This is a genomic window from Paenibacillus sp. J22P59 (assembly GCF_059383895.1).
On the sequence record NZ_JBXENX010000004.1, the window covers coordinates 272,812 to 299,792 of the forward strand.

Genomic DNA, 26,981 nt, shown 5'->3' on the forward strand with positions numbered 1-26,981 from the left:
CAACCTCCATTATTGTAATCATGCCTAATTTAGTCGGTATTTATTTGTGATTTTCTAAGGAGTCTCAATAGCTGCTGCTTCTCTTCCTTATCCAATCCATTGAATTGCGAGGCTTGAAAAGCCTCTTGAATGGGCATAATAGCTTGTATAAGCCTCTTGCCTTCTTCCGTAAGCGAAATATATTTGCTCTTCCATTGCTGTTCCCGCACAATAAGGCCGCGCTCTTCCAGCTTGCTTAACAGCTGGGTTACATTGCCTTTGGTGACGTACAGCTTGTCAGCCAATTGCTGCTGCGTTAAGCACACATGCCTGCTCACCTGAGCCAATACGTCGAACTGTGCAGCAGATAAGCCCCATTGCTTCAGATGAAGCTGCGTTTCTCGGACACTGTGATTATAGACTCTCGCCATTCTGAACCAGATCAGCAAGCCGAGCCTCTCATCTCTGTTGGACGGAGAAAGCTTTCCTTCATGCTCGTCCTTCATAATTAGTGGGGATCACCTCTCTTCTAAACGGTGATTTTACAATATATTTTAAAGTAACAATATATTTGTTAGTATCAGTTTATAACTAAACTAATAACATGTCAACCCATCCCTCCCCTACTCAGGTCGGGGGAATACTCGCTTTTCCTGTGTTATGATGAAAGGGCTATGCCAGTAATTAATAGAGTTAATAGATTACGAAGATCACTATTAATGCTATAAGAAATAGGAGAACGCCTATGATAGAACCCAACCGTAACTATACGCGCCCTCGCTTATCCGATACGAGAAACTTAACTATACCGACTCAAGCCAGCACTCGCCCCAAGCGCAATAAACTGCTTACCCTCCTCATTTGGATCGGAATTGCACTTATGGTGTGGAAAGGGCTGGAGACCTTCGATGGGATGCGTTCAGCCAATGAAGTCAAAGAAGAGCCGATTGCAGCGCTGCACCCTATTGTTGCAGCCAAGCAGGCTGAGCTGATTGAAAAAACTAGTAAACTAGGGATTACCATTCTTATTACGGATGGCCTGCGCACTAGCGAGGACCAGAACGTCCTATATGAGAAAGGACGCAGTACAGGCGGCTCCATTGTCACAAACGTCAAAGGAGGCCATTCCTATCATAATTATGGACTTGCGATAGATTTTGCCCTGCGTACAAAAGATGGAGATGTAATCTGGGATCTGGAATACGATGGGAATCGTAATGGAAAGGCCGATTGGATGGAGGTTGTTGCGGTTGCCAAGAAGCTTGGCTTCACTTGGGGTGGAGATTGGGCAAGCTTCCGTGATTATCCTCATCTGCAGATGGATTTTGGCTATTCCATCCGCGAGCTGCGAAGAGGAGAACGACCTCCGACGGAGCTTCCTTAAAAGATCGCGCGAGGCTTCTCCTTTCAGTGATACAGCCGAAATGAGTACAATAGTTCGAAGATAAAAAAGCGCAGACAAAGGGCTGAATTAGCCTTAAGCCTGCGTTTTTTATCGGTGTTGCTTCGGGGAATTGTGGATAAGTGAAAGCCACCAATCAGTTGGTAGAAATTCAACTTATACTTCTGCTGTTTACCACTGCGTGCTTGCACTCCGCTCCAAACTTTAAGTTTGACCGCTCACTACCTGGCCACTCCGTTTATTTTACTCAACTAACAGAAGAGTTGCCTCATAGAGTCCACTCACTTCTAGCTTAATTTACTCAACTAACGATTGTTCCACTGCGAGCGCACCGAAGCCTCACTCTTCTGTGAGGCTATGCTCATTCAAATGGCCTGCTTACCCTCCAAGGCAACCATTCTATGAGGCTAGCCTCATAGCTCAGGAGGGTAGCCTCCCGAAGCATGAGCTTTACCTCATACATTCCAGCTACCCTCCCCAGTCGGCACAATTATAGGTGCTTATCCTCACACTTATGTGATCTTGCCTCATAGCGGCCCATCCACTACTAATTCAAGCTTCTACTCGCGCAGCGGCTCCTTTTAAGATGCTGCTCTATTTCAGCCCCGTAGTCGCAATGCCGCGAATAATCTGCTTCTGGAACAATAGGAAGACCAGAATCAACGGGAGCACTGACAATGTAGCTCCAGTCATAATCTGTACCCAGTTGCTGCTGTCCTTCGCTTCACTGGAGAAGAACGCCATCCCCACTGGAATCGTGAAGCGTCCTTCTGTCTGAGTGATCACGAGCGGCCATATAAACGAATTCCAGCTTCCAAGAAAAGTTAGAATACATAATGTAGCAAGTGCAGAACGGACTAGCGGCACAGCTATTTTGAACAAAATCCCCCACTCGCTCATTCCATCAATGCGTGCAGCATCCAGAAGATCAGAGGGCAGCGATTCCATGAACTGCTTCATCAGAAATATTCCGAAGGCCGTTATTAAGCTTGGGAATAGAATCCCCCAATACGTATCGATCCAGCCCAGCTTGGAAGAGTACACGAACCAAGGGATAATCAGCATTTCCGTCGGCACCATTAATGTGCTTAGAATGAAGAGGTAGATCGTTTTTTTACCATGAAAACTGAATTTGGCTAAAATATAACCAATAACCGTATCAAAAAAACAGACGCTCGCCGTTGCAATAACTGCAACAATGAAGCTGTTCATAATCCATCTGCCAAATTCCGTGTCTGCGAATAATGCCTTATAGTTATCCCAAGCCAGATGGGGCGGAATCAGGTTCAATGAATACAGATCAGTTGGGCTTTTCAGGGATGTCGCGATCATCCAGAGAAAAGGAAACACCATAATTCCTGTGCCAGCAAACAGCAGCACATAGGCGAAGAGCGGAAGGACATGCCTGCCCGCAGCAAGGCTTGTCACCCTATTACCCGGCTTGTTCAATATCCGCAGCCCCTCTCATCAATAGTCCACTTTCCGATTCAGTACTTTCAGCTGCAGAACAGTTACTCCCATAATGATCACGAATAAGATAACGGTCGCAGCGGACGCTTGCCCCATCTGGAAGCTCTTAAACGCTGTATTATAAATATAAAACACGATAGAGCTGGTTGAATTAAGAGGGCCTCCCATTGTCATGTTCAGCACCTGCGTGAAGGATTGAAGGAAGCCTATGCTGGCAATGACGACAGAGAATAGCAGCACAGGATTCAGCAATGGCAGCGTAATATGAAAAAACCTGCGCCAGCGCCCGGCACCGTCGATGGATGCCGCATCATAATACATACGAGGTATATTCTCCAATCCTGCCAGAAAGATTAGCATCTGGAAGCCTATGCTCTGCCAGATCATAGAGAAGATAATCGTATAGATTGCCTGAGAGGGACCGTAAAGGAACGACTGTGCTTCAAAGCCCATATCGAGCAGCAAGCTGTTCACGATACCGTTCTTCATTAGCAGCCAGCGAAACACCCAGCTAACAGCCACAACACTGGTTATATAGGGTATAAAATAAATCATGCGGAAGAAAGCCCGCAGCCTAGTGATGCGCTGCAATAGCAGCGCAACCCCTAGGCCGGCAATCAATTGCCCAGGCACTCCGATAAGAACATAGATAAAGGTGTTGCGAATCGTTTGCAGGAATACTTCATCTTGCAGTAGAGCAGCATAGTTCGCCAATCCGACGAAGGGCTTCTCCGGCGAAAGAATCGCCCATTCCCTGAAGCTAATATTGAATGAGAACAAGATAGGGAGCAGCCGCACTGCGGCGAAAAACAGCAACGGAAGCAGCAAACAGCTATAAATAAACAGATACCGCTTTCCCCTCAAACCAAGGCGCCACTGAAACGGGATCGCTCTGCGTCCCGCCGGTACGGCTTCAATCCTCTCCATCCTTCGCCCTCCTTAATCTTTAACGGGAGCCTGTATTATTGCTTCTCCCAGTATTCGTCATACAGCTTTTGCGTCTTGGCAATAAGATCGGAGAATGCCTTCTCGACTGGCACATCCGTTAATACAACTTGCTCGACAGCTTCGACGAACAATGTCTTTTCTTTCGCTTCATCAATGAAGAAATGCGCTCGGCCGTCTGGCAGCTGCAGAATGAAAGGACCCAGCTTCTCATCATTCACATACTTGTCTTGCAGCGCCACTTCTTTCTGAGCCGGCAGCTCGCCGGTCTTCTCCACCCATTGCTCCTGCACGCCCTTGCTCGTTAGAAATTGCAAGAATAACGTCGCAGCGGTAAGCTTCTCGCCCTTCACATCGGCTGGTATCGCATTCGCCCAGAAGGAGGCTTGCGTGGACTTGTTCTTGTAGGAGGGCAATGGAGCAATCGCGTAATTCAAATCAGGCGTATCTTTGCGAAGCGTACCGAGGCGGAAGGAGCCATCTACTGTAATCGCCGCATGTCCTGTCTTGAACGCATTCGCATCATCGGTATAAAAGCCGTTAATGCCAACCTTATGCTCCTTGGCAAAATCAATTAAATACTTGAAGGCTTCGAGGCCAGCAGGCGTATCGTTCCATAATAGCTTTTTGCGATCCTCGCTTGTGTCCTGTCCGCCCGCCTGAGGCAGCAGTCCATCACGGTACCAATGATGCAGCTGGGCGCCAGGCTCCCATGCGAAGCCCTCTACTAGAAATTGGCCCTTATCATCCGTCTCCGTCAATTGCTTGGCATATTGCACAAGCTCCTCCCATGTCGCGGGCGGTTTGGCCGGATCAAGCTGCGCTTTGGCGAACAGGTCCTTGTTGTAGAAAAGCCCTAGTGTACGCACGCCTGTAGGCAAAGCGTAATAGCTGCCATTCAGCTTAGCCGTTTCCACGAATGGGAAGAACTTTTCTTCAATTTCTGCAATTGGAAAATCACTTTCTGGCAGCGGCTGCAAATAGCCCGCAGATACATACTTCGGCAGCCAGCCATAATACAAGTTAATGACATCCGGGCCTTTGCCTGCTGGCACGAGTGTCGCTACCTTCTGATTATATTGGTCATAAGGAAAATTCGTCTGCTTGACTGTTATGTTCGGATGCTCCTGCTGGAATTCCTTGATAAGCGAATCAATCAGCTCCACCTTGGCAGGAAACTCATATTGCCAATACTCAATCGTCACTTTTTTGTCCCCAGAATCGGCCGCCTTCGTTGCTCCTTCTGGAGCAGCATTAGAATCCTTCTTATCCCCGGCACAGCCAGCAATCGCCAAAGCCATCGTCAGTATGCCGATCAGTATCGCACTCCTATTTCTCCTCATCCTGCAATCCGCTCCTTTTTCTATTCGTTATTCTGTCAGGCTGCCGCGCTCCGGCACTGCATCGCTTGCAACAGGGAGCCCTAGCAAACGCCTTGCATTGTTGCCGAATATGGCTTCAATCGCAGATTCTTCGAACCTTAGCTCCCTGCATACTCGCACTTGATCCTGCAAGTAACGATAAGGGTAGCCTCGGGGAAAGCCATTGGCATCCGTTCCGAAGATCATCCGCTGCGGACCGATCAGCTCATAGGTCTTGCGGAATAAAGATTCCAATGTCAGCTCATAAGGCATCCAGCGCATCCACTGATTCGACCCCGAGGTGTCTATATATACATTCGGGCAGCTCCAGCACAGATGCAGCAGCTCTTGGAAATAACCCGCTCCAAAGTGCGGAATAATAAACGGAATATCCGGGAATTCTCTTGCCGTATTAAAGATAGATAAGGGACTAATATTAGGATGATGCACAATGCCGCCCGCATGGCCGAGCACGCCAAAGTGAATGAGCACAGGCAGCTTCCGCTCAGCTAGAAAAGTCCAGACCGGCGCAAGGGAGGGATCGTCGAAAGGAATCGTCGTCAATGGACCGAATAGCTTGTAGCCCTTCAAGCCAAGCTCATCTACGGCTCTTCGCAGCTCATCGGCTGCCCCTGCATCCTCAATGGGATGGAAGGCGAAGCCTGTGAACCGATCCGAATATCCATCGAGCTGCGCTGCCATATTGTCGTTATCCAAAGCCGTAAGAAAATTAAGCCCTCCTATTCTGTATCTATCAAGCTCCCGAACCCAGCGGTCAATAAGCGGAATCGATTCCTGCTCCTTATCCTCAGGCGAGGCTGCTTGAAAATCCCAGGTTAGCCGCATTCGCTCAGAGCGTTCAGCACCATATTTGATAATGGCTTCATGCCTATTCTTGCTGCCGAGCAGCAGCCGATAAGGCAGATGTCCATGAATGTCATACACCTTGAAGTCATTGCGGAACATATGCATTCTCCTCTCCTATTTGCCCCGTAGCCATATCGACAATATCGTGTTCAGTCTGGCCTTCGCATGCTGTATCTTGCTTAGCCGCTCCTCCAGCCACCGTTCCAGCTCAAGCACTCTTTGCTGCTGCACTTCTAATGCTGGCTTCATCGCTTCCGGACTCGGCCCTCCTCGCAGTGAGCGAACTAGAATGAAGTTGTCTGGATCCAAGGCTTGCTTGAATTGCTCCTCACTCAGCCTTGGTGAGGCAAGCCCAAGCTCCGTCGCGGCACGGTCCAAGCCCGAAAGCTTGAGCTCACCTACTTGATCCCCTTGATCAACTGCATTAGTGACCAGCCTGCTTACGAGAGCATGTGCCGTATGGAACGATAGCCCCTCCTCCCTTACGAGCGTATCGGCTAGCTCTGTCACCACTGCGAAGCTGCTCTCCGCCCGCTTGCGCAGTATATCCGTATTAATCTCCAGCGTAGCCATAACCTTGGCCAGCAATCTATACACGGATTCCAGTGTACGCAAGCTTTTCCAAGCATAGGGCTGCATGTCATCCTCAGTGTCCACAATATCCCCGAATGGCGTATTATGGATCATCGTCAGTACCGTCTGTGCATCCCCTGCAACGCTCGATAGAAGAGACCGGATATGCTCGACCGATACAGGATTACGCTTCTGGGGCATGATCGAGCTAATCTGGATATACGGAGGGGCAACCTTCGCAATGGCGAACTCCTGCATGCACCACAGCAGCAGCTCTTGGCTGAAGCGGCCAAGATTAATCGCAGCCAATTGTACAGCAGAGGCAATCTCTCCAACATAATCCGCTCCGCTGACCGCATCATAGGCATTATCAATCAGCCCATCGAACGCTAGAAGCTCCGCAACTCGTTCACGGCTAATCGCGTAGCCAGAGGTAGTAAGCGCCGCTGCCCCCATGCTGCTGAGATTACAGCCTGCAAAGGCTGCCTTCAGCCGGCGGATATCCCGTGCGATAACGTCAGATACCGCTGCAATATAGTGAGCAAGCGTTGTGGGCTGCGCCTGCTGCGTATGGGTATGGGCAATCATCAGAGTATCTGTATGACGCGATGCGAAGTCATGCAGAACCGTTTGCAGCTCATAGGCAGAGCCGATTGCCGTAAGCAGCTTCTCCCTCAGCACCATTCTATAAATCGCAATTCCCATATCGTTGCGGCTGCGGGCCAAATGCAGATTGCCGGATGCCGCCTCTGACAGCCTCAATAAATGATGCTCTACCTCAAAGAACAAATCTTCGAATTGCCCCGTATAAGGGCCGCTGGCCAGCTTCTTCCAGTCGAGCGTCAACAGAGCATGTGCAATTCGTTCTGCCTCGCCCTTCTGTAATAGTCCCTGCTCTCTGAGCATAATGAGATGCGCTTTGTGTATGGCAAGCATCGGATGCAGCAATTCCTGCTTCGCTTGCTCATAGGCTGGCGCAAGCACGACCTCTGTATAGGTTTTCCCTGGAAAACAGCCGCCCTCAGCATGTTCTGTACGGCTAGTCGACATCGCCTGATCTCCTCTCATTCGATAGCAGCAGAACGTACCAGCGCACAGCAAATAGCCGAAGATGCCGAATATACATTCGGGCCTCTCCGGCAGTCCGGTAAAGATCCCATCCAAGGTCTAACTTGCCATAAAAAAAGGAGACTTCTCACAAAAAACTGTGGAAGCCTCCGGTTTACCGGTAGTTAGCCAATTATTCCTAGTGGAATTATATGATTATGATATTATCACCGTCGACCTATTTATTCAACCTTTTTTTCCATTTTTAATTCTCGCTGAATACAAGCTTTCCAAACCTTTGCGGGATATGATAATTGATCGCGCCCGTTGGAGACCATGCCCAGTAATGGCGCTCCCCCCGCTTATCTTCATCAATGCGATACAAATTCCAGCCCCACTCGGTTCCAATAGCGGGAGGAGACTCGAAGCTAGCCCAAGGAATCGACAATTCACAGCTCCAGTCTCCATCCTCCATCGCTTCAACCTTCGTTGCTAATCCTTCTGTCCTGATGGTCGTATCAAGCGTAATGTCGCCCCGCAGATCATTATGTATCAGCGCCTCGTACACGACATTCCGCGGGCTGACGACGAACTCACGGTACACCTTGCCACCGCCAAGCGCATCGATGAATACCTCTACGACATCCTCTTCGAATAAGGGATCGCCCCTCTGCTTCATGGACGCAACAAGATGATCATCCTCGCACTCGAAGCGAATATGCAAATTGGCCGTACTCCAGCAGGCTCTTACTGTGGTATGCAGTCTGGGACGTTGCCCGCTTACCACCTCGCTAAGTGTCATCCCCTCCACACGGGACCAGACAATCGGCTCTGCTGTTTGATCTATTCTCACACATTTATAATTCATGCTTATAGCTCCTCGTACATATAACCCTATTTCACCAGCACCCATGAGCCTCGTTGATCTGCAGATTCCTGCTCCGCATCTATGATCGCCATGCTGCCCTGTGCACTCTCTGCTGTTGCTTCTGTAATAACTCTCCCTGCTGCCAAAGCTTCCACCCAATATTTCAGCTGAAAATAATAGCCCTGATCCCTCGACAGCTGTGGCGTAAACCGCGTACCCTCATTGGGATTAACCGTAACTTCATTCCCCCGAAAATGAACATTGCCGCCTTCAAAGTTAACTTTGAAGCCCATCTCGAAGCCATAATCGCCTTGAAGCATCCAGTCGACCTGCGCAAGAATGACCTTGCTGTCGTTGTAACGATAGGTCGTTGAGGCGATGTCATATCCGCTTCCTTCAATCACATTATTCCCGCTGCAGGATACGGCTTCGGGCTTGCCGAACAGCCAATGGATAATATCGGTATCATGGACATGCATATCGAGCAGTGCACCGCCGCTCTTATCCTTCTGGAGCAGCCACGCGGCCCAGCTCGGCGTACTTCCGCCGCGATAGAACTGCCCGCTTCGAACAGAGCCCAGCTTGCCGCTATCCACCAAATCCTTCAGATAGGTATAGGCTGGCCAGAAACGCAGGCAATGCCCGATCATCAGCTGTTTGTCATTCTTCTTCGCTGCCTGCACCATAACCGTGCACTCCTCAGCATTCATCGCCATTGGCTTCTCGCACAGTACATGGAGACCATGATTCAAGCATTGCACAGCTACTTCTTTATGCAGGAAGGTAGGCAGTGTAATATTAACGGCATCAAGCTTCTCTTGATCAAGCATATCCTGCACGGAGGCATAGATATTGAACCTGCCGTAATCAGCCTGATTGCCTGAATCGACAGCTATATTGCCGCCAGATGTCCCGCCTTGCAGCTGCGTTGCATTCCTCACGCAAATCGCAACAACCTGTACGGGAGCTCCCTCCTGCTCAAGCCGCATATAATTATCCAGATGCACTCTTCCCATATAGCCAAGCCCGATTAGTCCAATTCTCAGCATTAGTCCTGTCCTCTCCCTCTCAGCAGCATCATGCTTAGTGATCGAACAATACCTTATTTCTATAATAATTTCAAGAGAAAGTGACGCCTATAATCAGAAAGGACAGCCATAGCAGTGCTGTAATCGCAACGGGATAAATCCAGTTTAATAGGCTTATTAGAGCATAGATCAGATAGAATAGCAGCGCTATTATAGCGCCGATAATTCCTACCAAGACACCAAACCAGCCAAATAGAATAAGGCAAGGGAGATAGCCTCCAAAATAATACAGTATAAGGCTAACCGAGATTTTAAAAGGCAGTGACGTTAATCTTCTCGTTACGTAATCGACGAAGGCGGAGTAAAAGACCGCATAAACATAAAAACCTAGCCACCAAAGGGAACGAATAAATTCGGCCCATGCGTCTATATTCACCCTCGACAGCGTTAGCAAAAACAACAGTAAAACAAGTCCCCCCGCTGCCAGCTTGGCAAAAATATGGCCTACGATACTTGCTGCGCTAGTCTCTTTATTCATAAGCAACCTTCTCTCTAGAATGATGTCCAGCCTTACCCTCATCCTATCAAGCGGAATGCGTTCCCGGCAGTTCTAACTTTCGTAGTACCTGCAAGGGTCCTGTGTGAAGAATACAAAGCCTCTTTTCGAGATCGGAATGAAATGATTTGTAACATAGCCGAAATCTAATTTTCATCTCGTTTTAATAAAGAAGCCCTATAATAGAACTCAACCCCCTTTTGATAATATAACTTAGACCCGCAGCCCGTTGCTGCGGGTCTCTTTCTGTCTGCGGTTCTCTGCATGCCAAAAAGGAGACTGCCCACAAGCAGTTCAAGGCCAACCCCTCGCCATGACTCGGTAAAGGACTTGATGAAAAACAAATGGCGGTGCTAAGGAGTCGCTCCCTGCACCGCCATTTCTCGCTTTTAGCCATCCTCTTGAGCAATCCCTTCATATAAGTGAAGGGTGCCTCCAGTTTGCAAACACACAATTCTCGTGCCAGCCAGATACCAACTACCGCACTACGCACGCCTCCCAGTGAGATGCCATCGCGGCACGTAGACACACGTCGTCAGCCAAACCTCATGCGGCTAAAATTAATCTCTACTAACGATGCCCCCATTGCGAGCACCGCTTTCCTCACCATTGTGTGAGGCTAGCCTCACTCCAATCGCTGAGTTACCCTATATTCATGTGCTATATGAGGCTAGCCTCACAGCTCAGGAGGATAGCTTCCCGAGGTATGAGCTTTACCTCATACCTTCAAGTTGCTCTCCTCGACCGCCATATTTATAGGTAGTTTCCTTCCTATCTATGTGAGTTAACCTCATAGAAGTTTACTCGCCATCCCCCTAGTTCAAACCTTTGAGATAGCACTTTCAGCAGTTCATAGCTTTATTTGGCAAGCAATTGAACCTTGTCTGCAACTGCCCAGCTTCCTACAGGAGCTACCTCATAACTCACGCCGGCTGCAAGCTTGCCCTCATTCTGAAGCTCGAACACGCCAACCTCTCCTTTGCGAGTCTGTACTTTGTATTGGGCCGTCAGCGTAGTGCCGTCTGAGCCTTTCAATTGTACAGAACGATAAGCGAACAGCTCATCCCCCGGATCTGCTGACAAAGCTACATTGATCGTCGTCGCATCGACTTGCTCTGCTGATGCAATCATTACAGGAGCAATCGTCTGTGCAACGAAGGTATCTTGGCTCAGCTCGAACCAATTCGAGGACACTTTGTACGTTACGCCTGGCTGCAAAGACGTGCCTGCAGGAAGACGGAACTTAGGCTCTTGCTTGCCATCGGTCGATTGCGTGAAGCCGACATACGAGACTGTAATCGCTTCTCCGCCTTCCGGCGTTAAGGTTGCTTGTCTGGATGCCAAGGAAGAGATCACTTCCAGCTTCTGTCCCTTGTACTCATTGTTCTCATCAAGCACAATCGCATTGGCGCCGCGTCCTCCTGCATAAGCAGAAATGATGTACCCATAGTCAATGACGCCATCTGCACGGAATGAATCTACTTCGAAGGTATCGGAAGTAACCTGACGCACACCGCTCAACGCAATTTTCTCAGCGCTTGCTTCTATAGTAAAGGATTGCTGGCCTTTATAATTCAACGTATAGCTTCCTTGCGTCATCGTCTGGACTGGAACAATATAAGTCGAGAAGGAGCCTGTTTTCAAACGAGGCTGGTTAACGAGCTTCAGATCATGATCGAAAGCAAAATTAGCCTGCGCCGTTGCTGTCTCTTCATCTTTCAGCGTTAAAGGTGCATCGAAGGTCACTTCGAACGTAATGGTATTCAATGCTTTAATAGCTACGATCTTAGCAGCTTCGGAACGAATCGACTTCTCCGATTGCACGAGCAATTGAGCTGCTTCTCCCCGAGTTACCTTATTATTGCTAACCTTAATTCCCTCCATCCAGTAAAGGACAGACTTTGTATCTCGCTGCAATGCCTTGGCAATCATCGCTGCCATTTGGCTGCCGTCAGCTGGCTTGTTCGGCTGGAAGCTATCCGCACCGTCAAGCAAGCCATGATCGACAGCTGTATTTACGTATGGAGCATACCACTTGCCCTCTGCACCCGCTGCTTGCTCACTTGGCTCAAGCTCAAGCGCAAGCACGATCATTTTGACCAGCTCGGCATTCGTTACAGCCTTGTCCGCTCTCATCTGGCCATTCTCATAGCCTTGAAGAACCCCCTGCGCAACCAAATGCTGGATAGCTTGCTCCACTTGCTGGGTCGAAGCTGCTTGGACCTGAACGCTCTTTACTGGTGCGGCTGCTGCCGCCTGTGCCTGGAATGGAAGCAATGCGCCTCCGCCTATAAGTGCAGATAAAGCCACAATAGCTGCTTTTTGATTTACTTTTTTCATATTCAATCTCCCTCTCATCCGAGTAGTTTGTTATGTGATAAATCCATCATAATAGACCACTCTAAATGGACGGATAAGAAAGTATAAACAATTTATAAACAGTATGATAAATATGTTCATAGCTGATCACACGGTGAAGCGATAGCCAGCTCCCCACACGGTCTCAATAAATTGAGGATTCGAAGGGTCAGCCTCTATCTTCTCGCGAATACGCGATATATGCACCGTAACCGTCGCAATCTCTCCACTCGATTCGAAGCCCCAGATCCGCTCGAACAGCTCCTCTTTGTTGAATACTCGATTCGGATGTGCGGCCAGAAATACGAGCACCTCGAATTCCTTGGCTGTCAGCATGACCTCCTTGCCATGAAGAAAAATACGGTGAGCAGATTTATGGATCGACAGCTCACGGATCTCAATCGTATCCGAGACCTGCTTGCTCCCTGTGAACCGCTCATAGCGCGATAGATGCGCCTTTGCTCTTGCAACCAGCTCATTGGGACTGAACGGCTTCGTTACGAAGTCATCCGCACCCAGCCCGAATCCGCGGATTTTGTCAATCTCCTCATTCTTAGCCGAGACAATCAACACGGGAACATCCAGCCTCTCCCGTATCTGCTTGCAGATCTCGAAGCCATCTACTCCGGGCAATTGAAGATCTAGAATAATGAGATCATAGGCGCCATTCAGCGCTTTGCCCAGGCCCTCTCTCCCGTCATAGGACAGCTCCACCTCATAATTGTGAAGCAGAAAATAATCCTTCTGCAGCTCTGCGATATAGGGGTCATCCTCAATAATTAGAATTCGTGCCATCTGTTTATCACCGACGATCTACAAAGATTTTTAATGTGAAAAAGATACTCGTTCCGGCACCTGCTTCGCTTTCGGCCCATATGGTTCCGCCATGGCCCTCGATAATTTGCTGGGCGATAGCTAGGCCAAGCCCGCTGCCTCCTGCTGAGCGGCTGCGCGAAGGCTCTTCCCGGTAAAACCGCTCGAAAATATGCGGCAGCGAGTCTTGGTGAATGCCTGGTCCATTATCCATAATCTTAACGACAGCTATCTCTCCTTGCTTCTCTAGAGCAATAGCAATTCGCTTCGGAGCTTTATTCATATACTTGAGGCAATTGTTGAACAAATTGAGCAAGACTCGCTTAAGCTTCTCTCGATCAGCAAGCACGAAGGTCTGCCCGACATTGGGGCTCTCCCACGCGACGTCCACCGCATGATTATCAAATTCAATCGCAAGCTCAGCAACAACCTGCTGCAGGAACTTCCCTAGCTCAAGCTGCTCAAAAGAAAATGGCTCCTTATTAAGATCCAGCTTAGAATAGAAGAACAGCTCATCCACCAATCGCTCCATATCGGAAGCGCGCGTATGAATAGCCCCTACATAGCTGTCCAGCTTCTCCTTCGTATTGGTGACTCCATCTCTTATCCCTTCCGCATACCCTTTAATGGTCGTAATCGGCGTTCGAAGGTCATGCGAAATATTCGATAATAGCTGCTTCCGATTCTCTTCATAATGAAGCTGCAGTTGGATCGAATCATGCAATTGCTTCCGCATCTGCTCAAAGGTCATGACTAGCTGCCCTACCTCATCACTTGAAGTTGCTTGCAGCTCGAAGGTCAGCTCTCCGTTCTTAATATGCTCTGCCGATCGCCGCAGACTATCCAGCGGCTTGACGATCGTTCGGGTGACATATCGGTATAGAAGGACGCCTGTAAGCAAGAGGATAAGGACGAATACTCCAATCAATAGCGGCAATAGCGTACGGACCAGCTCAGCGAATGGACTTCTTTCCCGCAGAACAAAAACACTGCCCTTCTCCTGATCAGTGGAGGAGAAATAAAAATCAAATTTGGCATAGGAAAAAAAACGGTTGCCCAGATTCATCGTATTGCGAATCGAATAATTGCCCATTTCATATTCTGGCAGCGCGCTCGCGATTGCCTCTCCCTCAAGAGTAGGCGTAGCATAAATAATTTTGTTATTTTGGCGAACGACCAGGCCTGCCTGAACCATTTTCAACTGCCAATCATAATGCTCCAGCTTCTCTTTGTCGAGCAGCTGCTTGGGATCATGCTTAGCCAAATACTTCATGTCCAGAAAGAGGTTCTCCTCCTCCTCAGACAACGGATGAAGCGAATAATGGATATTATAAAAGCTGCTTATGCTGCGGAAATCCCCGGTTACGGCAACCGATAACAAATAAGCTGCGGAAATAAATAAAATAACCGAGACAACAACCACCGACGTAAAGGATAACAAAAGCCGAAAACGTATAGACATCGCTCTCCCCCTTCCTGCTCAACCTCATTGTACACCGAGGCCATAGAAATCTTGCAATTGTTTAGTTCATTCCTGTAACTGCGATTGTACCATGTTAGCGCATTTTGCGGCAGATTCCTATAGAAGTGTTTGTTCACCGTTGCTTTCTGAAATGTTATGTTCTACTGATATAATTATATGCTTATATAATACTTTACTTATTGCGGTGAATACGTATAATAAACCTATATTCGTGTGAAGGAGCAATAGCATGACTCAACCTGTCGAAGCACTAGCAGAAACGTTGAAATTATTGGCGGACAAAACAAGGCTGACGATACTTTCCTTGCTCAAAGAAGGGGAAATGTGTGTCTGCGATATTGTATCCGCTCTCCAAATGACGCAACCGAACGTCAGCCAGCATCTGCGGAAGCTGAAAATTGGCGGACTCGTTAACGAAGATAAACGGGCTCAGTGGAGCTATTATTCCTTGAATATAGCGGACAAGCCCTATCTTGCCGGCATTATTGCCGAGCTTCCTTCGATGAAGGACAAGTACAACCGTCAATGCTGCAATTAAGTCATTAACTAAACGATGCAGCAGATCTTGCACAATGTTGAGAAGGAGAAACTATGATAGTCCTTGCCTCTCTTATTTTCTTAATTACTTTGACTCTCATCATCTGGCAGCCCAGAGGATTGAATATCGGCTACTCTGCTGCTGGAGGAGCAATACTCGCTCTCTTGGCAGGCGTCGTAGACCTACAAGATGTACAGGATGTCGCAAGTATCGTGTGGAATGCCACCTTAGCGTTCGTAGCCGTCATCATCATTTCCCTCATTCTGGATGAGATCGGATTCTTCGAATGGTCAGCCCTGCATATGGCACGTATTGCCCAAGGAAATGGTTACTTAATGTTTGCTTGCGTCGTATTGCTGGGAGCTGCCGTTGCTGCCTTGTTCGCCAATGATGGAGCTGCACTTATTCTGACGCCGATTGTTCTCGCTATGGTCAGAGCCCTGAAGTTCGATGAGCGTATGATTCTGCCCTTCATCATGGCCAGCGGATTTATATCCGATACTGCTTCTTTGCCGCTTGTGGTCAGTAATCTTGTGAATATCGTCTCCGCCGATTTCTTCGGCATTGGATTCGCTGAATATGCCAGCCGGATGATCATTCCGAATGTATTCGCGGTCGGCGCTAGTCTGCTCGTCTTGTTCCTGTTTTTCAGGAAAAGCATTCCGAAGCATTATGATCTTACGAAGCTCAAACAGCCTCATGAAGCCATTCAAGATAAACGCATGTTCAAGCTAGCCTGGATCGTTCTGGCTATACTCTTAATTACTTATCTGTTAAGCGAGATCATTCAACTCCCTGTATCTATTATCGCCGGAATTGCTGCGCTGATTTTTATTGCAGCAGCACGCAGAAGCCCTTCTATTCCTACCGCCGCTATTATTAAAGGTGCACCGTGGTCAGTTGTCGTATTCTCTCTTGGCATGTACGTCGTCGTATATGGGCTTCGTAATGTCGGGCTCACCAATCAGCTTGGCAGCATCTTTCAATGGATGGCAGATCAGGGCCTATTCATAGCCACGCTCGGTACCGGATTCATTGCTGCACTCCTCTCGTCTGTGATGAATAATATGCCTACCGTCATGATTGACGCTTTGGCTATACAAGGCACTCATACGGATGGGGCGCTTCGGGAAGCGTTAATCTATGCCAATATTATCGGCTCCGATCTTGGCCCCAAGATCACACCTATCGGTTCATTAGCCACATTGCTGTGGCTGCATGTTCTGGCTAATAAAGGCGTAAAAATTTCATGGGGCTATTACTTTAGAACAGGAATCATCTTAACGCTCCCTGTCCTGCTGATAACGTTGCTTGGCCTATATCTGTGGCTAGCTATTTTACACTAATTCATGCATAAGAAGCCCGGCTTATCTCCATGAGATAGTCCGGGCTTCTTTCTTTATAGCCACTAGTTTTTGTTTACACGCTTTTAATAAGATTCGGAAATTGCAGCTCGTACAGCTGACTATATCGCCCCTGCTTCTTCAGCAGCTCGACATGATTGCCCTGCTCAGCAATAAGGCCCTTCTCCACGACATAAATCTGATTCGCCTGCTGAATGGTGGAGAGGCGATGCGCGATAACCAAGCAGGTACGGCCATGCAGCAATTGCGATAAAGCCGCTTGAATAAGATGCTCTGACTCCGTATCGAGAGAAGCTGTCGCCTCATCGAGAATAATGATTCGCGGATTTTTGAGAATCGCGCGCGCAATCGATATTCGCTGCTTCTGGCCGCCTGACAGCTTCACTCCGCGCTCACCGATCTGCGTATTGTACCCTTGTGCGAAAGCTTCAATAAATTCATCGGCATTCGCCGCTTTAGCCGCAGCAATAACCTCTTCCTCTGTCGCATCCAGCTTGCCATAGCGAATATTATCGTTAATGGAGCCGTTGAACAGCACAATATCCTGAGAGACGATCCCGATCTGCTCTCTGAGAGAAGCTAGGGCAACCTCCTTAATCGGATAGCCGTCAACGGTAATTGAGCCCTGATTCGGATCGTAAAAGCGGGTTATCAAATGAGCGATCGTTGTTTTGCCCGAGCCCGATGATCCGACAAGCGCAGTTACTTCGCCCGCCTTCAACTCGATATTGAATGCCTTCAGAACCGGAGCCTCCTCGGAATAACCGAAGCTCACGTTATGGAATTCAATATGACCTGGCCCTGCAGGCAATCTCGCTGCCCCTTGCTTATCGACGATCTCAGCTTCCGTATTCATAACCTCCATAATTCGCTCATAGGCCGCAGCCGACTGCTGTATCGTGTTCAAAATACGGCTGAAATGGCGAATCGGGTTCTGCAGCAAACGCAAATAGGCAATAAAAGCAACAATTGTGCCGACTGTTATTTGATTCTTCATAACTAGCCATGCCCCAAATACCAGAACAATAGCGAGGCCCGCATAGTTCAATAGGTCAATAATCGGCTCGTATGCCGAACGCAGACGCGAAGCTTGCACATTCGCTTCCATATTGCGCTCGGCGCGTGCTGCGAAGCGTCTTGATTCATATTCCTCTGAGGTAAAGGACTTAATTAATCGGATACCAGTCAGTGTATTCTGTAGATGATCGCTTACGTCAGCGACCGATTCCTGTACCTTGCGGAACGAGCTGCGGATTCTCGCTGCGAAGAACCTCGTCGTCACAATCATGAAGGGGAAGGTTGCGAGCAGGAATACTGTCAGCCTCCAATCAATCCATAGCATATAGATGGCGATTGCGGTAAAGGTAAAGAAATCGGTGAACAGCTGCAGCATGCCGGAAGAAATCAATTGCTGCAAAATACTCACGTCATTCGTCACGCGAGACATCAGATCACCCGTCCGATTGCGGTCAAAGAACGCCACATCGAGCTTTTGCAAATGACGGTAAAGATCATTCCTCAGCTTATAGAGCACTCTTTGACCAACAGCAGACATAAATACCGAGCTAATATAGCGAAAAACACCTAACAAGATGGCTGCCGCAATGACGCCGACCCCGATTAGATACAATTGATTAAAGCTTTTGTGAGGGATAAGGGTATCAATCGTATATTTGGTCAGCTGCGGAATTACAAACTCGAGAAGAGAAATAAGAATCATACACAGAAGAGCTACGAGCATAGCAAGACGCTCCGTCTTGGCATGCGCGTAGATCCGAACAAACATACTGCGGATGCTCGCAGGCTTAGCCTTCTCTCCATTGCCGAACTGTCTCACTCCACCTCTCATCGGCTAGAGGCTCCCCGCACTTTAAAGCTCGTTGTCATTCGTTTGTTCATTCGTTTGTTCCTCTCCTTGCTCCGTCTCACCCTCGATTAACCGTGTAAGCGAAAGCCTTAGTTGATGAATAATAATGCGCAGCTGTATCGCTTTGGTCTCGTCCTGCATCGCTGCCCGCTCCGCGGCCTTCAATAGATGCAGCAGCTCCTTGCCCGTTGGGGTGAGGCGACGATTCCTTGAGCGGGGCTCGCAGCTCACGTCCTCATCAAGAGCAACTGGGATATCGCTCTCGGGCTCTCCTCGCCCGCCGCTCATTGCTTCAGCTGCTGCTCCCTTCTCCTCTTCCATGAAGAGCCTGCCCTCGTCTGTTATCGTGAAGACATTCTTCCCTTCTTGCTTAAACGAATCAATATATCCCTGATCCCGCAGCATCTGCAGCGTCGGATAGATAGAGCCGGCACTTGGCTTATACGTACCACCCGATTGCTCCTCAAGCGCCTTCATCATCTGATAGCCATGCATCGATTCTTGCTCCAGAAGCTCCAGTAACGCATACTTCACGCCACCCCGATGAAAATATCTTCTGCCAGAGCCTTGTGTCTCCCGTTCATGTGGACGATGGAGAAACAACTGCTCTTCTGGCGACCATTCTTTTTCCACGTTGTATCACCTCAGTTAACGATATATCGTATTAGATTCATTCTATACGATATATCGTTAACTAGCAAATCTAATTGACGATATAACGCCTTTTGCTTTTGCTCCTAATAAGATGGATAGCTTCTCTAAGAACCGCCTATGCTTCTTTGTCTAATAAAAAATGTTATAGTTAATGATGAAATAGACACCTAAACAGCGAGGAGAGAAAACGTATGCCACAATTAGATTCCCCGATTACACTGAAAGGCCTTAGCCTCAAAAACCGAATTGTAATGGCGCCAATGTGCCAATATTCCGTAGATGCCGAGGATGGGCAGCCAAATGATTGGCATTTCGTTCATTATGTATCCCGCGCGGTAGGTGGAACCGGGCTTATTCTTGTAGAAATGACCGATGTTGATCCAGACGGCCGAATTACGAATCGTGATTTGGGCTTATGGTCGGATGAACAAATTCCCGCCTATCAGCGTATGGTAGCTGAAGTTCATAAATACGGTGCCAAGATCGGTATTCAGATTGCTCATGCCGGGCGCAAGGCTGAAGATGCTGCCCAGCCCGTTGGCGCATCCGACATTCCTGTTGAAGCAGGAAAGAGTGGGGACAATAAAGCCCCAAGAGCACTGACTATTGGAGAAATCTCCAACACAGTAGCCCAATTCCGGGAAGCAGCCAGACGAGCCATCGCAGCTGGATTCGATACGATTGAGCTGCACGGCGCCCACGGTTATTTGCTCCACCAGTTCCACTCGCCGGGCATCAATAATCGAGCAGACCAATACGGGGAAGACTATGCCCGTTTTGGAGTTGAAGTCATTCAGGCGGTTCGCAGCGTAATGCCAACTGATATGCCTCTTATTATGAGAATCTCTGCTGTAGAATATATGGACGGCGGGTACGAGTTGGAGCACTCTCTTGAGCTTGGACGGCGATACAAAGAAGCCGGTGTTGATATCTTCCACGTATCGAGCGGCGGCGAAGCCCCTCCAGGAGTAAAGAAGCCGGCTAACCATCCGGGTTACCAGGTTCCTTTTGCCCGTGCATTCAAGGAAGCACTAGATGTTCCTGTCATTGCTGTAGGCAAATTAAATGATCCATTCCTCGCAGAAGCGACCATAGCTAATGAGGATGCAGAGCTTGTTGCCATAGGAAGAGGCATGCTCGGCAACCCCTATTGGGCTAACCATGCGATTAAGGCTGTTACCGGCAAGACTGTACCGCCCGTGCAATATCAATATGGCGTTTACTAAGCTTGAATGGAATTGACAGCCTATGACCGAGGAGTTCGAGATAGGAATAGAGATTCGAACGGGGCTGTCTAAAAGGCAGGCTCCCTAAGCTGGAGAAGGAATGTCATGTACAATTTAATGAATACATTTGCTCTATTTCACGGCTCAGACAGGTAAAAAAGAGCAACAGTGAAGTGACATTCAGTAGTGGAGAAGGCCGGTGCCCGACTACTGAATGCAGCTTACTTTATCTCCGATATGCCTCCAGATTAATCCTGTTTTTACGAAAAACGCTTCCTAAAATAGGGTACGCTCTTCCTAAATGCCATATGCAGCGTAAGGGATAGAGCTCCTGAGGGTTTTGGAGGTATAAAGGTCTAAAGCCCGCTATCTTTACAGATGCCTGTGAAGGAACGGGGCTGTCCCAAAAATCATCTTCATGACCTTTGGGACAGCCCCGTTTGTTTTTATTAACAAAATACATATGTGATGATCAGGGGTGTCTTTCCTTCCACAGCGACTTGGTATAAGCCATTCGCAGTCCCACCCGTTCCATATTAGCTTGACTATTGGAGCCGAAGCTCGCTTGACCGACCACTAGATCGCAGTCTAATTGTGCAGCTTGCTCTATCCGTGCAGACAATAAAGCCGTATGACAGCCCCTTGATTGGTATTGTGGCAATGTGGCTGCAGCCGCAAGTGTGCCTACGCCTTCCTGAACGTACAATACAGCTACAGCAGCAGGCTCGTTATTGCAGGTAGCCAAATAAAAATGCCAGCCCGGCTGAATATGTAGAATATGATTATTTCGGGCGACACGAGCTGCTAGAGAATTCGGCATTCCGAAGGCCTTTGTATAAATTTCACCAAAGAAGCCGAACTCGCTCTCCTCCAGCTTCCGAACTACCACTTGATCCTGAATATGGGACAGCGTTGCTCCCCTCTCAGTTCCCATGTACAAAGAAGAATGAAAAGCATACTGGTAGAAGCCTCGTTCAGCCAACATGCGTAATAACTCCGGGCTTACATCGAAGGGTGCAATATCGAATCTGCAAGCAGCATCGTGCATGCGATAAAATTGAATGATAACATCCAAGTGGTCTATATCTGTATTTGTAAAGCCCCTAACCGAATTGAAATATGGGTTGGGAATTCCTCGCATAATAAAGGCGGTCGCCTTCCCAAACTGCTGAATATGCACCCCTTCCGGGTTGCCCGCAAGCCCCTTAATTATACTGAGGCGAGATAAAAGAGCATTCGTCTCCGCCCGCTCTACTTTTCGCGCTCGCTCCATAGCTATTGTCATGGCGAATCCTCCTAGCTGAGATATGACTATTTTGTAGTAGATTACTGAATAGATCCTCAAGTGATAGGAATTTAAATATTACCTTTAACATTTGGACTATCTTTATATGTTTAATATTTAGCGGCAATTAAAAAGAAACCACGACACGAAGGTTAGCTCGCATTGTGGCATTACTGATTGTATTGCTCGATCTTGTTGTAAGGTTATAAAAGAGCTTACGCAGAATATTCTACAAACTCTTTATAGAGCTAACATATTCGTCTATAATTTTTTTATTTAGAACAAAATTCATAGAATATTTTTATCAAACCATCAATATCTTGTTTTCTAACTATTTTTCTCAACCAATCCTCTGGAATTTCATCCATTTTATAATACATTCCTGCCAATGATCCTGTTATGGAAGCCACGGTGTCCGTATCTCCACCTAGATTCACTGCTTTTAATACAGCTTCTTTAAATGAAATTGTATTCCCTAAACACCAAATCGCTGCTTCTAAAGTATGAACCACATAACCATCTGATAAAATATCTTCTTGCGGTATTTCAAAAAAATGTTCACTAAAAATTCTGTTGTAATAACTTAATTCCTTTAGATACTCATGCTCTTCTCCAAAATTTTCGTTAAAAAGTTCTTGTATTTCTTTGATTGACTTTTTAAAAGAATTATTATGATAAAGCCTAATTAAAAATTCAATGTAGATAATTGAACCTACTATTGCACGAGGATGAGCATGGGTAATTTCTGTATATTGTTTGATGATCTTTGTCTTTTTCACAAAATCAAACTCATTAAATAATATAAATGCCAAAGGTGAAATTCTCATAATAGCACCATTGCCATTGTCATACTCGTACTTACCTCCGCACTTCTCCGGTAAGATCCCTTCTTTATATCTAGTTATTGCTTCAGCTGTAGTTCTACCAATGTCAAACATCTTTCCAAAAGGAGTCCAGTACCCTTCATCTTGATATTTAACAAACTTCTTCATTAAATTCACTATGTTTTCTTTATCCACTATACTTTCGACCAAACACAACGTCAGCGAAGTATCATCAGACCATGTTCCAGGAGGTTGATTATACGTGCCGTATCCTACTATATCTTGTATGTGAAAAGTACCTCTTTGCCTAAATTCAACAGGCACTCCCATTAAGTCTCCAATAATACCGCCATATAAAGTAGGAAGCATTCGGTTTTTTATGTTTAGAGCATGAAAAATCTTATTATCGTCTTCCCATCTGTCCACCATTCTTCTACCTGTCACTAATTCCACCTACTTTTATTGTATTAAATCTAAGATAACATTTAATTTCCCATCACGATCAACTTCTACGCTTTTTATTTTCATTTTTTGCCCAGCATTAAAAAGGAGTTCTGCTTCATCAGAATAATTACTTATTTTCCCTATATAGGCACCGTTAGATCCTTTTGGAACATTTATATCCCATCTAACTGTCATAAAATCAAATGAAGACTCTTTTACAATTGCAGTACTAACAAACGCATCATCTTTATCTACTTCCGTTAACTCTTTTTTCTTGAAATATTCTTCATCAATTCTGAACAATTCGGAAACTAGCGGAAGTTGTTTCTTTGGAATCGCTCTTCTACCACTTGCCCAATCTGCAACAGTAGAAGTGGTGAGATTGAGTCTTTTTGCAATATCCGTATAGGGTGCTTTAAATGATTTGGAAATAAATTCAAAACCTGTCACTAAATTTATTATTTATCATACATCTGATTCGAATGAATGTTTACATGATTAGCAAAAATACAAAAAAGACCACAATACGATGGTTAGCGCGCATTATGGCGCTGTTAGTTTGTTGATTTTAATTATTGCTTACTCACATTTTTCTAACACCCATTCCCTTGCACTTTCTGATTTCAACATTATAGGTTCTTCTAATGTACCGATATTAATACTTTCAAAATGAGCTCCTTCTATTCCTTTAATATTTTTCAACGTCACTCCACTGAATAAGGTTTCCTCAAATGTCGCTACACTTATATCTACATTTTCTAGTTTGGCATTTCTAAAGTCAGTTAAGTAGAAAAATACATTTATCAAATTACAATCTATTAACTCAGTATCTCTAAATGTTGCTTCCCAGCAATCACTCTTACTAAACCTACTTTTTTTAATGACACAGTTAGAAAAATCCGTGTATCTCAAATCTGTTTTATAAAAATCACAGTTATCTAAATAGGCATTTCTAAAAGTTGATGAACATAATGATGATGAATGAAAATTTCTATTCTCAAACTTAAGATCATCGAAAATACACTCTATAAAATTTGCTTGTTCAACTAATTTATCAGATAGATTAAAACTTCTTAAATCCACCTCATCTAGATTTAATTGGTCGCCTTCTTTGCCAATTGTTTCAACCCACTGTTTATGTAGCTCAAACTTATTAAGTATATTCCCTTCCATTTTCTCTCTCCTTATGGATACCATATTATTTTATCCGCTACTCCTGCTTCCTGAATCGCTTTTTTCAGCTCTTCAATATGTTCAGGTATCATTTTTCTTGTATCAATAATTACGTTATTCCCATTATTAAATTCTTTTTGTAGTTTTTTTATGCCTACTTGGATAGTAAAAGCACCCTTTTTCGGACTAGTTATTGGAATTCCATTAGCACCAGTCGGATATGATTCAAAGCTTTTAACATCCCACTTTAAACCTGTAGTGGTGTCAATAAACTCTGCACCATTTTCTCCTTGAGGATCCCGTATTATTTCCCCCAAATCGCCTCTTTCTTCTACTGCTAATCCAACATCCCTTTCCTTTATATTCTTAGGTTCTATTTTTCCGTTACTTGCAGGATCACGTGCTAAGTCATCTAGTTCTTCCTGATTTCTTCCTCCAGTGTAATTTCCAGCTTCATCATAATGGTTCGCCTTACCACCTTTAGCCGTCCCCTCAGTAGCAATCTTAAAGCTTAGAAAAGAAAGGGAATAGTCGCTCCTAACAACTATCACCATTATATAACTTGCTTGTCGCTCTGTTATAGTAGTCGCAGCCATATACTGTTACATAGATTCTGAAAAAAACGCAAGAAAACGAACATAACAAAAAACAGGTCAATCATGGTGGTATCTGACCATAATCGACCTGTTCAATGTAACGGAAAAGCGTTATTTAGGTTATAAGATTAAAGCGTTTTGATGTGCCTACACACAAAATGACGAAATCTTCATACGGATATTACATGGGTTATATGTGTTATTGGTTGAATGATGGGTTCATTCGGCACTGGGTAGCCTCATCACATCACTTTATCAAGGAGAATGCTTCACATTATATTATAAATACCACTCATCGTCAGAAAATTCCTCATCATCTTCACTAGGCTTTAAATTGTTTATGTCTATGAATCTTTTTATCTCTGACCTCACCAACACCTGATCCGTACTCTCGATCACAAAACCCCTATGGTTATTCCAACTCATATCAACCTCTAAATTTACATCCAATTCCTTACACCATTCGATAAAATCATACATGACCATTGTAAAACAAACATTAAATTTGTGAATCGAAACCCAAATACCTATTCTTCCATCTCCAAAATCCTGTTGTCGCAATTTTAAATCTCCACTTAAGAACCACTTAGTATGTTGATGTTGCTTTTCCTCGAACATTAATTTGTATCCTCCTATTTTTTATATAGTCCTGTAAGTACATCCATTGCCGGACTCGTTCTTACACTACCATAAATAACTTCTTCCCATGAACCATACTTTTCAAAAAGTTGTTCTGGTGTAGGCCCTTCTGCTCTACCATATTGTTGAATATTACGCTCTTTCATGGCGGCTAGACCCTCAGAGTTATTAGAATCGATGTATGATTGCATTCTGTCGAGATTACGTTTTTCAGACATCTTTCTTGCAATTTCTTCAATAGACATTCCTTCACTTTGGAGTTTGGTAACCTCACTCTCAAGCTTTATTTTCTTTTGTTCCATATCTTTCAGATACTCCATTCTCTTAACTCTTGCAGAAGCAACTTGCTCGGGGTTAGTCCAATCTACTCCAAACTTATCTAATGGCGATCCTTTTTTAGGGGAATAACCGTAGACTGCATCTGAGTTGGATTCAATTTCTTTTGCTATTTTCGGGTTACTTAAAGGATCAACATCCCCCGTCCCCTCAGTCTCTTCTTCTCTTTTTTTATTAGAGACTTCCTCTCCATTATTCCCTTTCTCGTCTTCTTTTCTACTCTCTTGATGTATATCCTTTGAATTTACTCTATCCTTTGAATCTGGCTTGGCTTTTTCCTCAACTCCACCATGCTTTCCTTTACCTATTAATGAAACTACCTTTCCTACTCCCCCCTTGCTCATAACAAGACTAAAGAAAAAGTCTCCTACATAATCTCCTTTCTTGCTTGGACCAGCCTCCACAAAATCCTTGCCTGTATTCCATAAGGAAATACCAGCATCTATCCCAGTACCAACGGGATCAGTCACTACTTTATATGCAGTATTAACTATCTCTTTGCCTGTCTGCAGAGGGTGCTGCATCATATCAATAAGTCCTAGAAGACCTTTTTCTATTCCATGCCCGAATCCATCGGCGAAGGAATAGCCATACTCAAACTTCTCCATCGACCTCTCATATTTTTTGGTGCCTTGCTCAGTCTTCTCAATTATTTCACGTTGCTGTTCTTTCGACAACTTTCCAAAAGGTCCATCCATCAAACGCCTATAGGCTTCAGGATCATCGCGATTCAATATATCTTCAACTGAAATATATTTAGATGGCTCATAAGCAGAGAATGAAGCTTCCTTGTGCGCATAGGAAGAAACTTTACGAGGGACGCTGGTTTTCGATTGGTTTTCCTTAAAATATTTTTCATACCACTGAACAGCTGATCCAAATACAAGTGCCAGCATTCCCAAACCTTTTTTCCAATTCTCCATATCCTTTGCAGTCCATCCTGGTGGCACGCTTTGCTTACTCTGTAGTTGTCCGCTAGCAGCTTGAGCCTGTTCGATCAGCTTGCTTTCTAAATCCCTGTGCTGTTCCTCTGCTCCATGAATGAATGTATGTAACTCTCTTAACTTTCTATCCAGCTCCTGAATCCTTTGTGAGCTCTGATTCATTCTGAACCGAATATTCCTTCGGGCTGCAATGGCCCCTTCCACTTGATGCACCGTCATCGGCAATCTCACCGTTAACTGCGAGCACCTCTGTACACCCTGACTTAGCTTAGGCTTAGACGCTTCGACTAAGTTCAAATCAATTCGAATTAATGACAAGGAACACACCATCCGCCCTCATT

General features: G+C 46.0%; 25 protein-coding genes. 4 read left to right on the forward strand and 21 right to left on the reverse strand.

Translation table 11 applies throughout. From position 1 onward, the window contains the following. Nucleotides 1-29: 29 nt before the first annotated feature. A complete protein-coding gene (locus AC50YO_RS08550) occupies nt 30-485 on the reverse strand; it encodes a MarR family winged helix-turn-helix transcriptional regulator (RefSeq protein ID WP_494845990.1) in 456 nt (151 codons plus the stop codon). Nucleotides 486-892: 407 nt separating this feature from the next. On the opposite strand from AC50YO_RS08550, the gene AC50YO_RS08555 reads away from it, so the two are divergent. Next, the gene (locus AC50YO_RS08555) at nt 893-1,363 is read left to right on the forward strand and encodes a M15 family metallopeptidase (RefSeq protein WP_494846439.1); all 471 of its coding nucleotides are present in this window, start codon (nt 893-895) and stop codon (nt 1,361-1,363) included. A gap of 612 nt (nt 1,364-1,975) precedes the next feature. On the opposite strand, the gene AC50YO_RS08560 is transcribed toward AC50YO_RS08555, so the two are convergent. The 11 genes from AC50YO_RS08560 to AC50YO_RS08610 all read right to left on the reverse strand — a co-directional run bounded on the left by AC50YO_RS08560 (nt 1,976) and on the right by AC50YO_RS08610 (nt 14,729). Further along, complete coding sequence (locus AC50YO_RS08560) at nt 1,976-2,830, reverse strand: carbohydrate ABC transporter permease (RefSeq protein ID WP_494845995.1); 855 nt, start codon at nt 2,828-2,830, stop codon at nt 1,976-1,978. A gap of 18 nt (nt 2,831-2,848) precedes the next feature. Further along, nucleotides 2,849-3,778 carry a carbohydrate ABC transporter permease gene (locus AC50YO_RS08565; RefSeq protein WP_494846000.1) on the reverse strand — a complete coding sequence of 310 codons (930 nt, stop codon included), beginning with the start codon at nt 3,776-3,778 and terminating at the stop codon, nt 2,849-2,851. A 35-nt stretch (nt 3,779-3,813) separates the two neighbouring features. After that, nucleotides 3,814-5,139: a sugar ABC transporter substrate-binding protein gene (locus AC50YO_RS08570; RefSeq protein WP_494846002.1), complete on the reverse strand. Its 1,326-nt coding sequence runs from the start codon at nt 5,137-5,139 to the stop codon at nt 3,814-3,816. A 27-nt stretch (nt 5,140-5,166) separates the two neighbouring features. Continuing rightward, entirely contained in the window at nt 5,167-6,123 is a 957-nt protein-coding gene (locus tag AC50YO_RS08575; RefSeq protein WP_494846441.1) for an amidohydrolase family protein, read from the reverse strand. 15 nt (nt 6,124-6,138) lie between these two features. Further along, the gene (gene argH, locus AC50YO_RS08580) at nt 6,139-7,665 is read right to left on the reverse strand and encodes an argininosuccinate lyase (protein WP_494846004.1); all 1,527 of its coding nucleotides are present in this window, start codon (nt 7,663-7,665) and stop codon (nt 6,139-6,141) included. Between the two features lie 244 nt (nt 7,666-7,909). After that, entirely contained in the window at nt 7,910-8,512 is a 603-nt protein-coding gene (locus AC50YO_RS08585) for a carbohydrate-binding family 9-like protein (protein ID WP_494846008.1), read from the reverse strand. 26 nt (nt 8,513-8,538) lie between these two features. Beyond that, entirely contained in the window at nt 8,539-9,561 is a 1,023-nt protein-coding gene (locus AC50YO_RS08590) for a Gfo/Idh/MocA family protein (protein ID WP_494846010.1), read from the reverse strand. Between the two features lie 70 nt (nt 9,562-9,631). Next, nucleotides 9,632-10,078 carry a hypothetical protein gene (locus AC50YO_RS08595; protein ID WP_494846014.1) on the reverse strand — a complete coding sequence of 149 codons (447 nt, stop codon included), beginning with the start codon at nt 10,076-10,078 and terminating at the stop codon, nt 9,632-9,634. Nucleotides 10,079-10,954: 876 nt separating this feature from the next. Continuing rightward, on the reverse strand, nt 10,955-12,436 hold the full coding sequence (locus tag AC50YO_RS08600; RefSeq protein WP_494846018.1) for an S-layer homology domain-containing protein: 1,482 nt from the start codon (nt 12,434-12,436) through the stop codon (nt 10,955-10,957). Between the two features lie 126 nt (nt 12,437-12,562). Continuing rightward, complete coding sequence (locus AC50YO_RS08605) at nt 12,563-13,249, reverse strand: response regulator transcription factor (RefSeq protein WP_494846022.1); 687 nt, start codon at nt 13,247-13,249, stop codon at nt 12,563-12,565. Between the two features lie 7 nt (nt 13,250-13,256). Continuing rightward, complete coding sequence (locus tag AC50YO_RS08610) at nt 13,257-14,729, reverse strand: sensor histidine kinase (protein ID WP_494846027.1); 1,473 nt, start codon at nt 14,727-14,729, stop codon at nt 13,257-13,259. Nucleotides 14,730-14,979: 250 nt separating this feature from the next. On the opposite strand from AC50YO_RS08610, the gene AC50YO_RS08615 reads away from it, so the two are divergent. Both AC50YO_RS08615 and AC50YO_RS08620 read left to right on the forward strand, forming a co-directional pair. Beyond that, the gene (locus AC50YO_RS08615) at nt 14,980-15,288 is read left to right on the forward strand and encodes an ArsR/SmtB family transcription factor (RefSeq protein ID WP_494846030.1); all 309 of its coding nucleotides are present in this window, start codon (nt 14,980-14,982) and stop codon (nt 15,286-15,288) included. A gap of 53 nt (nt 15,289-15,341) precedes the next feature. Then, nucleotides 15,342-16,634 carry an arsenic transporter gene (locus tag AC50YO_RS08620; RefSeq protein ID WP_494846032.1) on the forward strand — a complete coding sequence of 431 codons (1,293 nt, stop codon included), beginning with the start codon at nt 15,342-15,344 and terminating at the stop codon, nt 16,632-16,634. 73 nt (nt 16,635-16,707) lie between these two features. Here the strand turns inward: AC50YO_RS08620 and AC50YO_RS08625 are convergent, their stop codons facing one another. Further along, the gene (locus AC50YO_RS08625; RefSeq protein ID WP_494846034.1) at nt 16,708-18,501 is read right to left on the reverse strand and encodes an ABC transporter ATP-binding protein; all 1,794 of its coding nucleotides are present in this window, start codon (nt 18,499-18,501) and stop codon (nt 16,708-16,710) included. A 21-nt stretch (nt 18,502-18,522) separates the two neighbouring features. Continuing rightward, entirely contained in the window at nt 18,523-19,152 is a 630-nt protein-coding gene (locus AC50YO_RS08630) for a PadR family transcriptional regulator (RefSeq protein ID WP_494846037.1), read from the reverse strand. A 212-nt stretch (nt 19,153-19,364) separates the two neighbouring features. On the opposite strand from AC50YO_RS08630, the gene AC50YO_RS08635 reads away from it, so the two are divergent. Further along, the gene (locus AC50YO_RS08635; RefSeq protein WP_494846041.1) at nt 19,365-20,399 is read left to right on the forward strand and encodes an NADH:flavin oxidoreductase/NADH oxidase; all 1,035 of its coding nucleotides are present in this window, start codon (nt 19,365-19,367) and stop codon (nt 20,397-20,399) included. A gap of 472 nt (nt 20,400-20,871) precedes the next feature. Here AC50YO_RS08635 and AC50YO_RS08640 read toward each other — a convergent pair whose 3' ends face one another. From AC50YO_RS08640 to AC50YO_RS08670, 7 genes are all read right to left on the reverse strand, one after another. Then, a complete protein-coding gene (locus tag AC50YO_RS08640; RefSeq protein ID WP_494846045.1) occupies nt 20,872-21,684 on the reverse strand; it encodes a GNAT family N-acetyltransferase in 813 nt (270 codons plus the stop codon). A gap of 272 nt (nt 21,685-21,956) precedes the next feature. Then, complete coding sequence (locus AC50YO_RS08645; RefSeq protein ID WP_494846048.1) at nt 21,957-22,952, reverse strand: ADP-ribosylglycohydrolase family protein; 996 nt, start codon at nt 22,950-22,952, stop codon at nt 21,957-21,959. Between the two features lie 15 nt (nt 22,953-22,967). Then, complete coding sequence (locus AC50YO_RS08650; RefSeq protein ID WP_494846050.1) at nt 22,968-23,402, reverse strand: ADP-ribosyltransferase; 435 nt, start codon at nt 23,400-23,402, stop codon at nt 22,968-22,970. A gap of 129 nt (nt 23,403-23,531) precedes the next feature. After that, nucleotides 23,532-24,125 (reverse strand): pentapeptide repeat-containing protein, encoded by a 594-nt coding sequence (locus AC50YO_RS08655; protein ID WP_494846055.1) that lies wholly within the window; start codon nt 24,123-24,125, stop codon nt 23,532-23,534. Nucleotides 24,126-24,136: 11 nt separating this feature from the next. After that, a complete protein-coding gene (locus AC50YO_RS08660) occupies nt 24,137-24,679 on the reverse strand; it encodes a hypothetical protein (RefSeq protein WP_494846057.1) in 543 nt (180 codons plus the stop codon). A 321-nt stretch (nt 24,680-25,000) separates the two neighbouring features. Further along, entirely contained in the window at nt 25,001-25,339 is a 339-nt protein-coding gene (locus AC50YO_RS08665) for a hypothetical protein (protein WP_494846059.1), read from the reverse strand. A gap of 14 nt (nt 25,340-25,353) precedes the next feature. Continuing rightward, entirely contained in the window at nt 25,354-26,802 is a 1,449-nt protein-coding gene (locus AC50YO_RS08670) for a hypothetical protein (protein WP_494846063.1), read from the reverse strand. Nucleotides 26,803-26,981 lie beyond the last annotated feature (179 nt).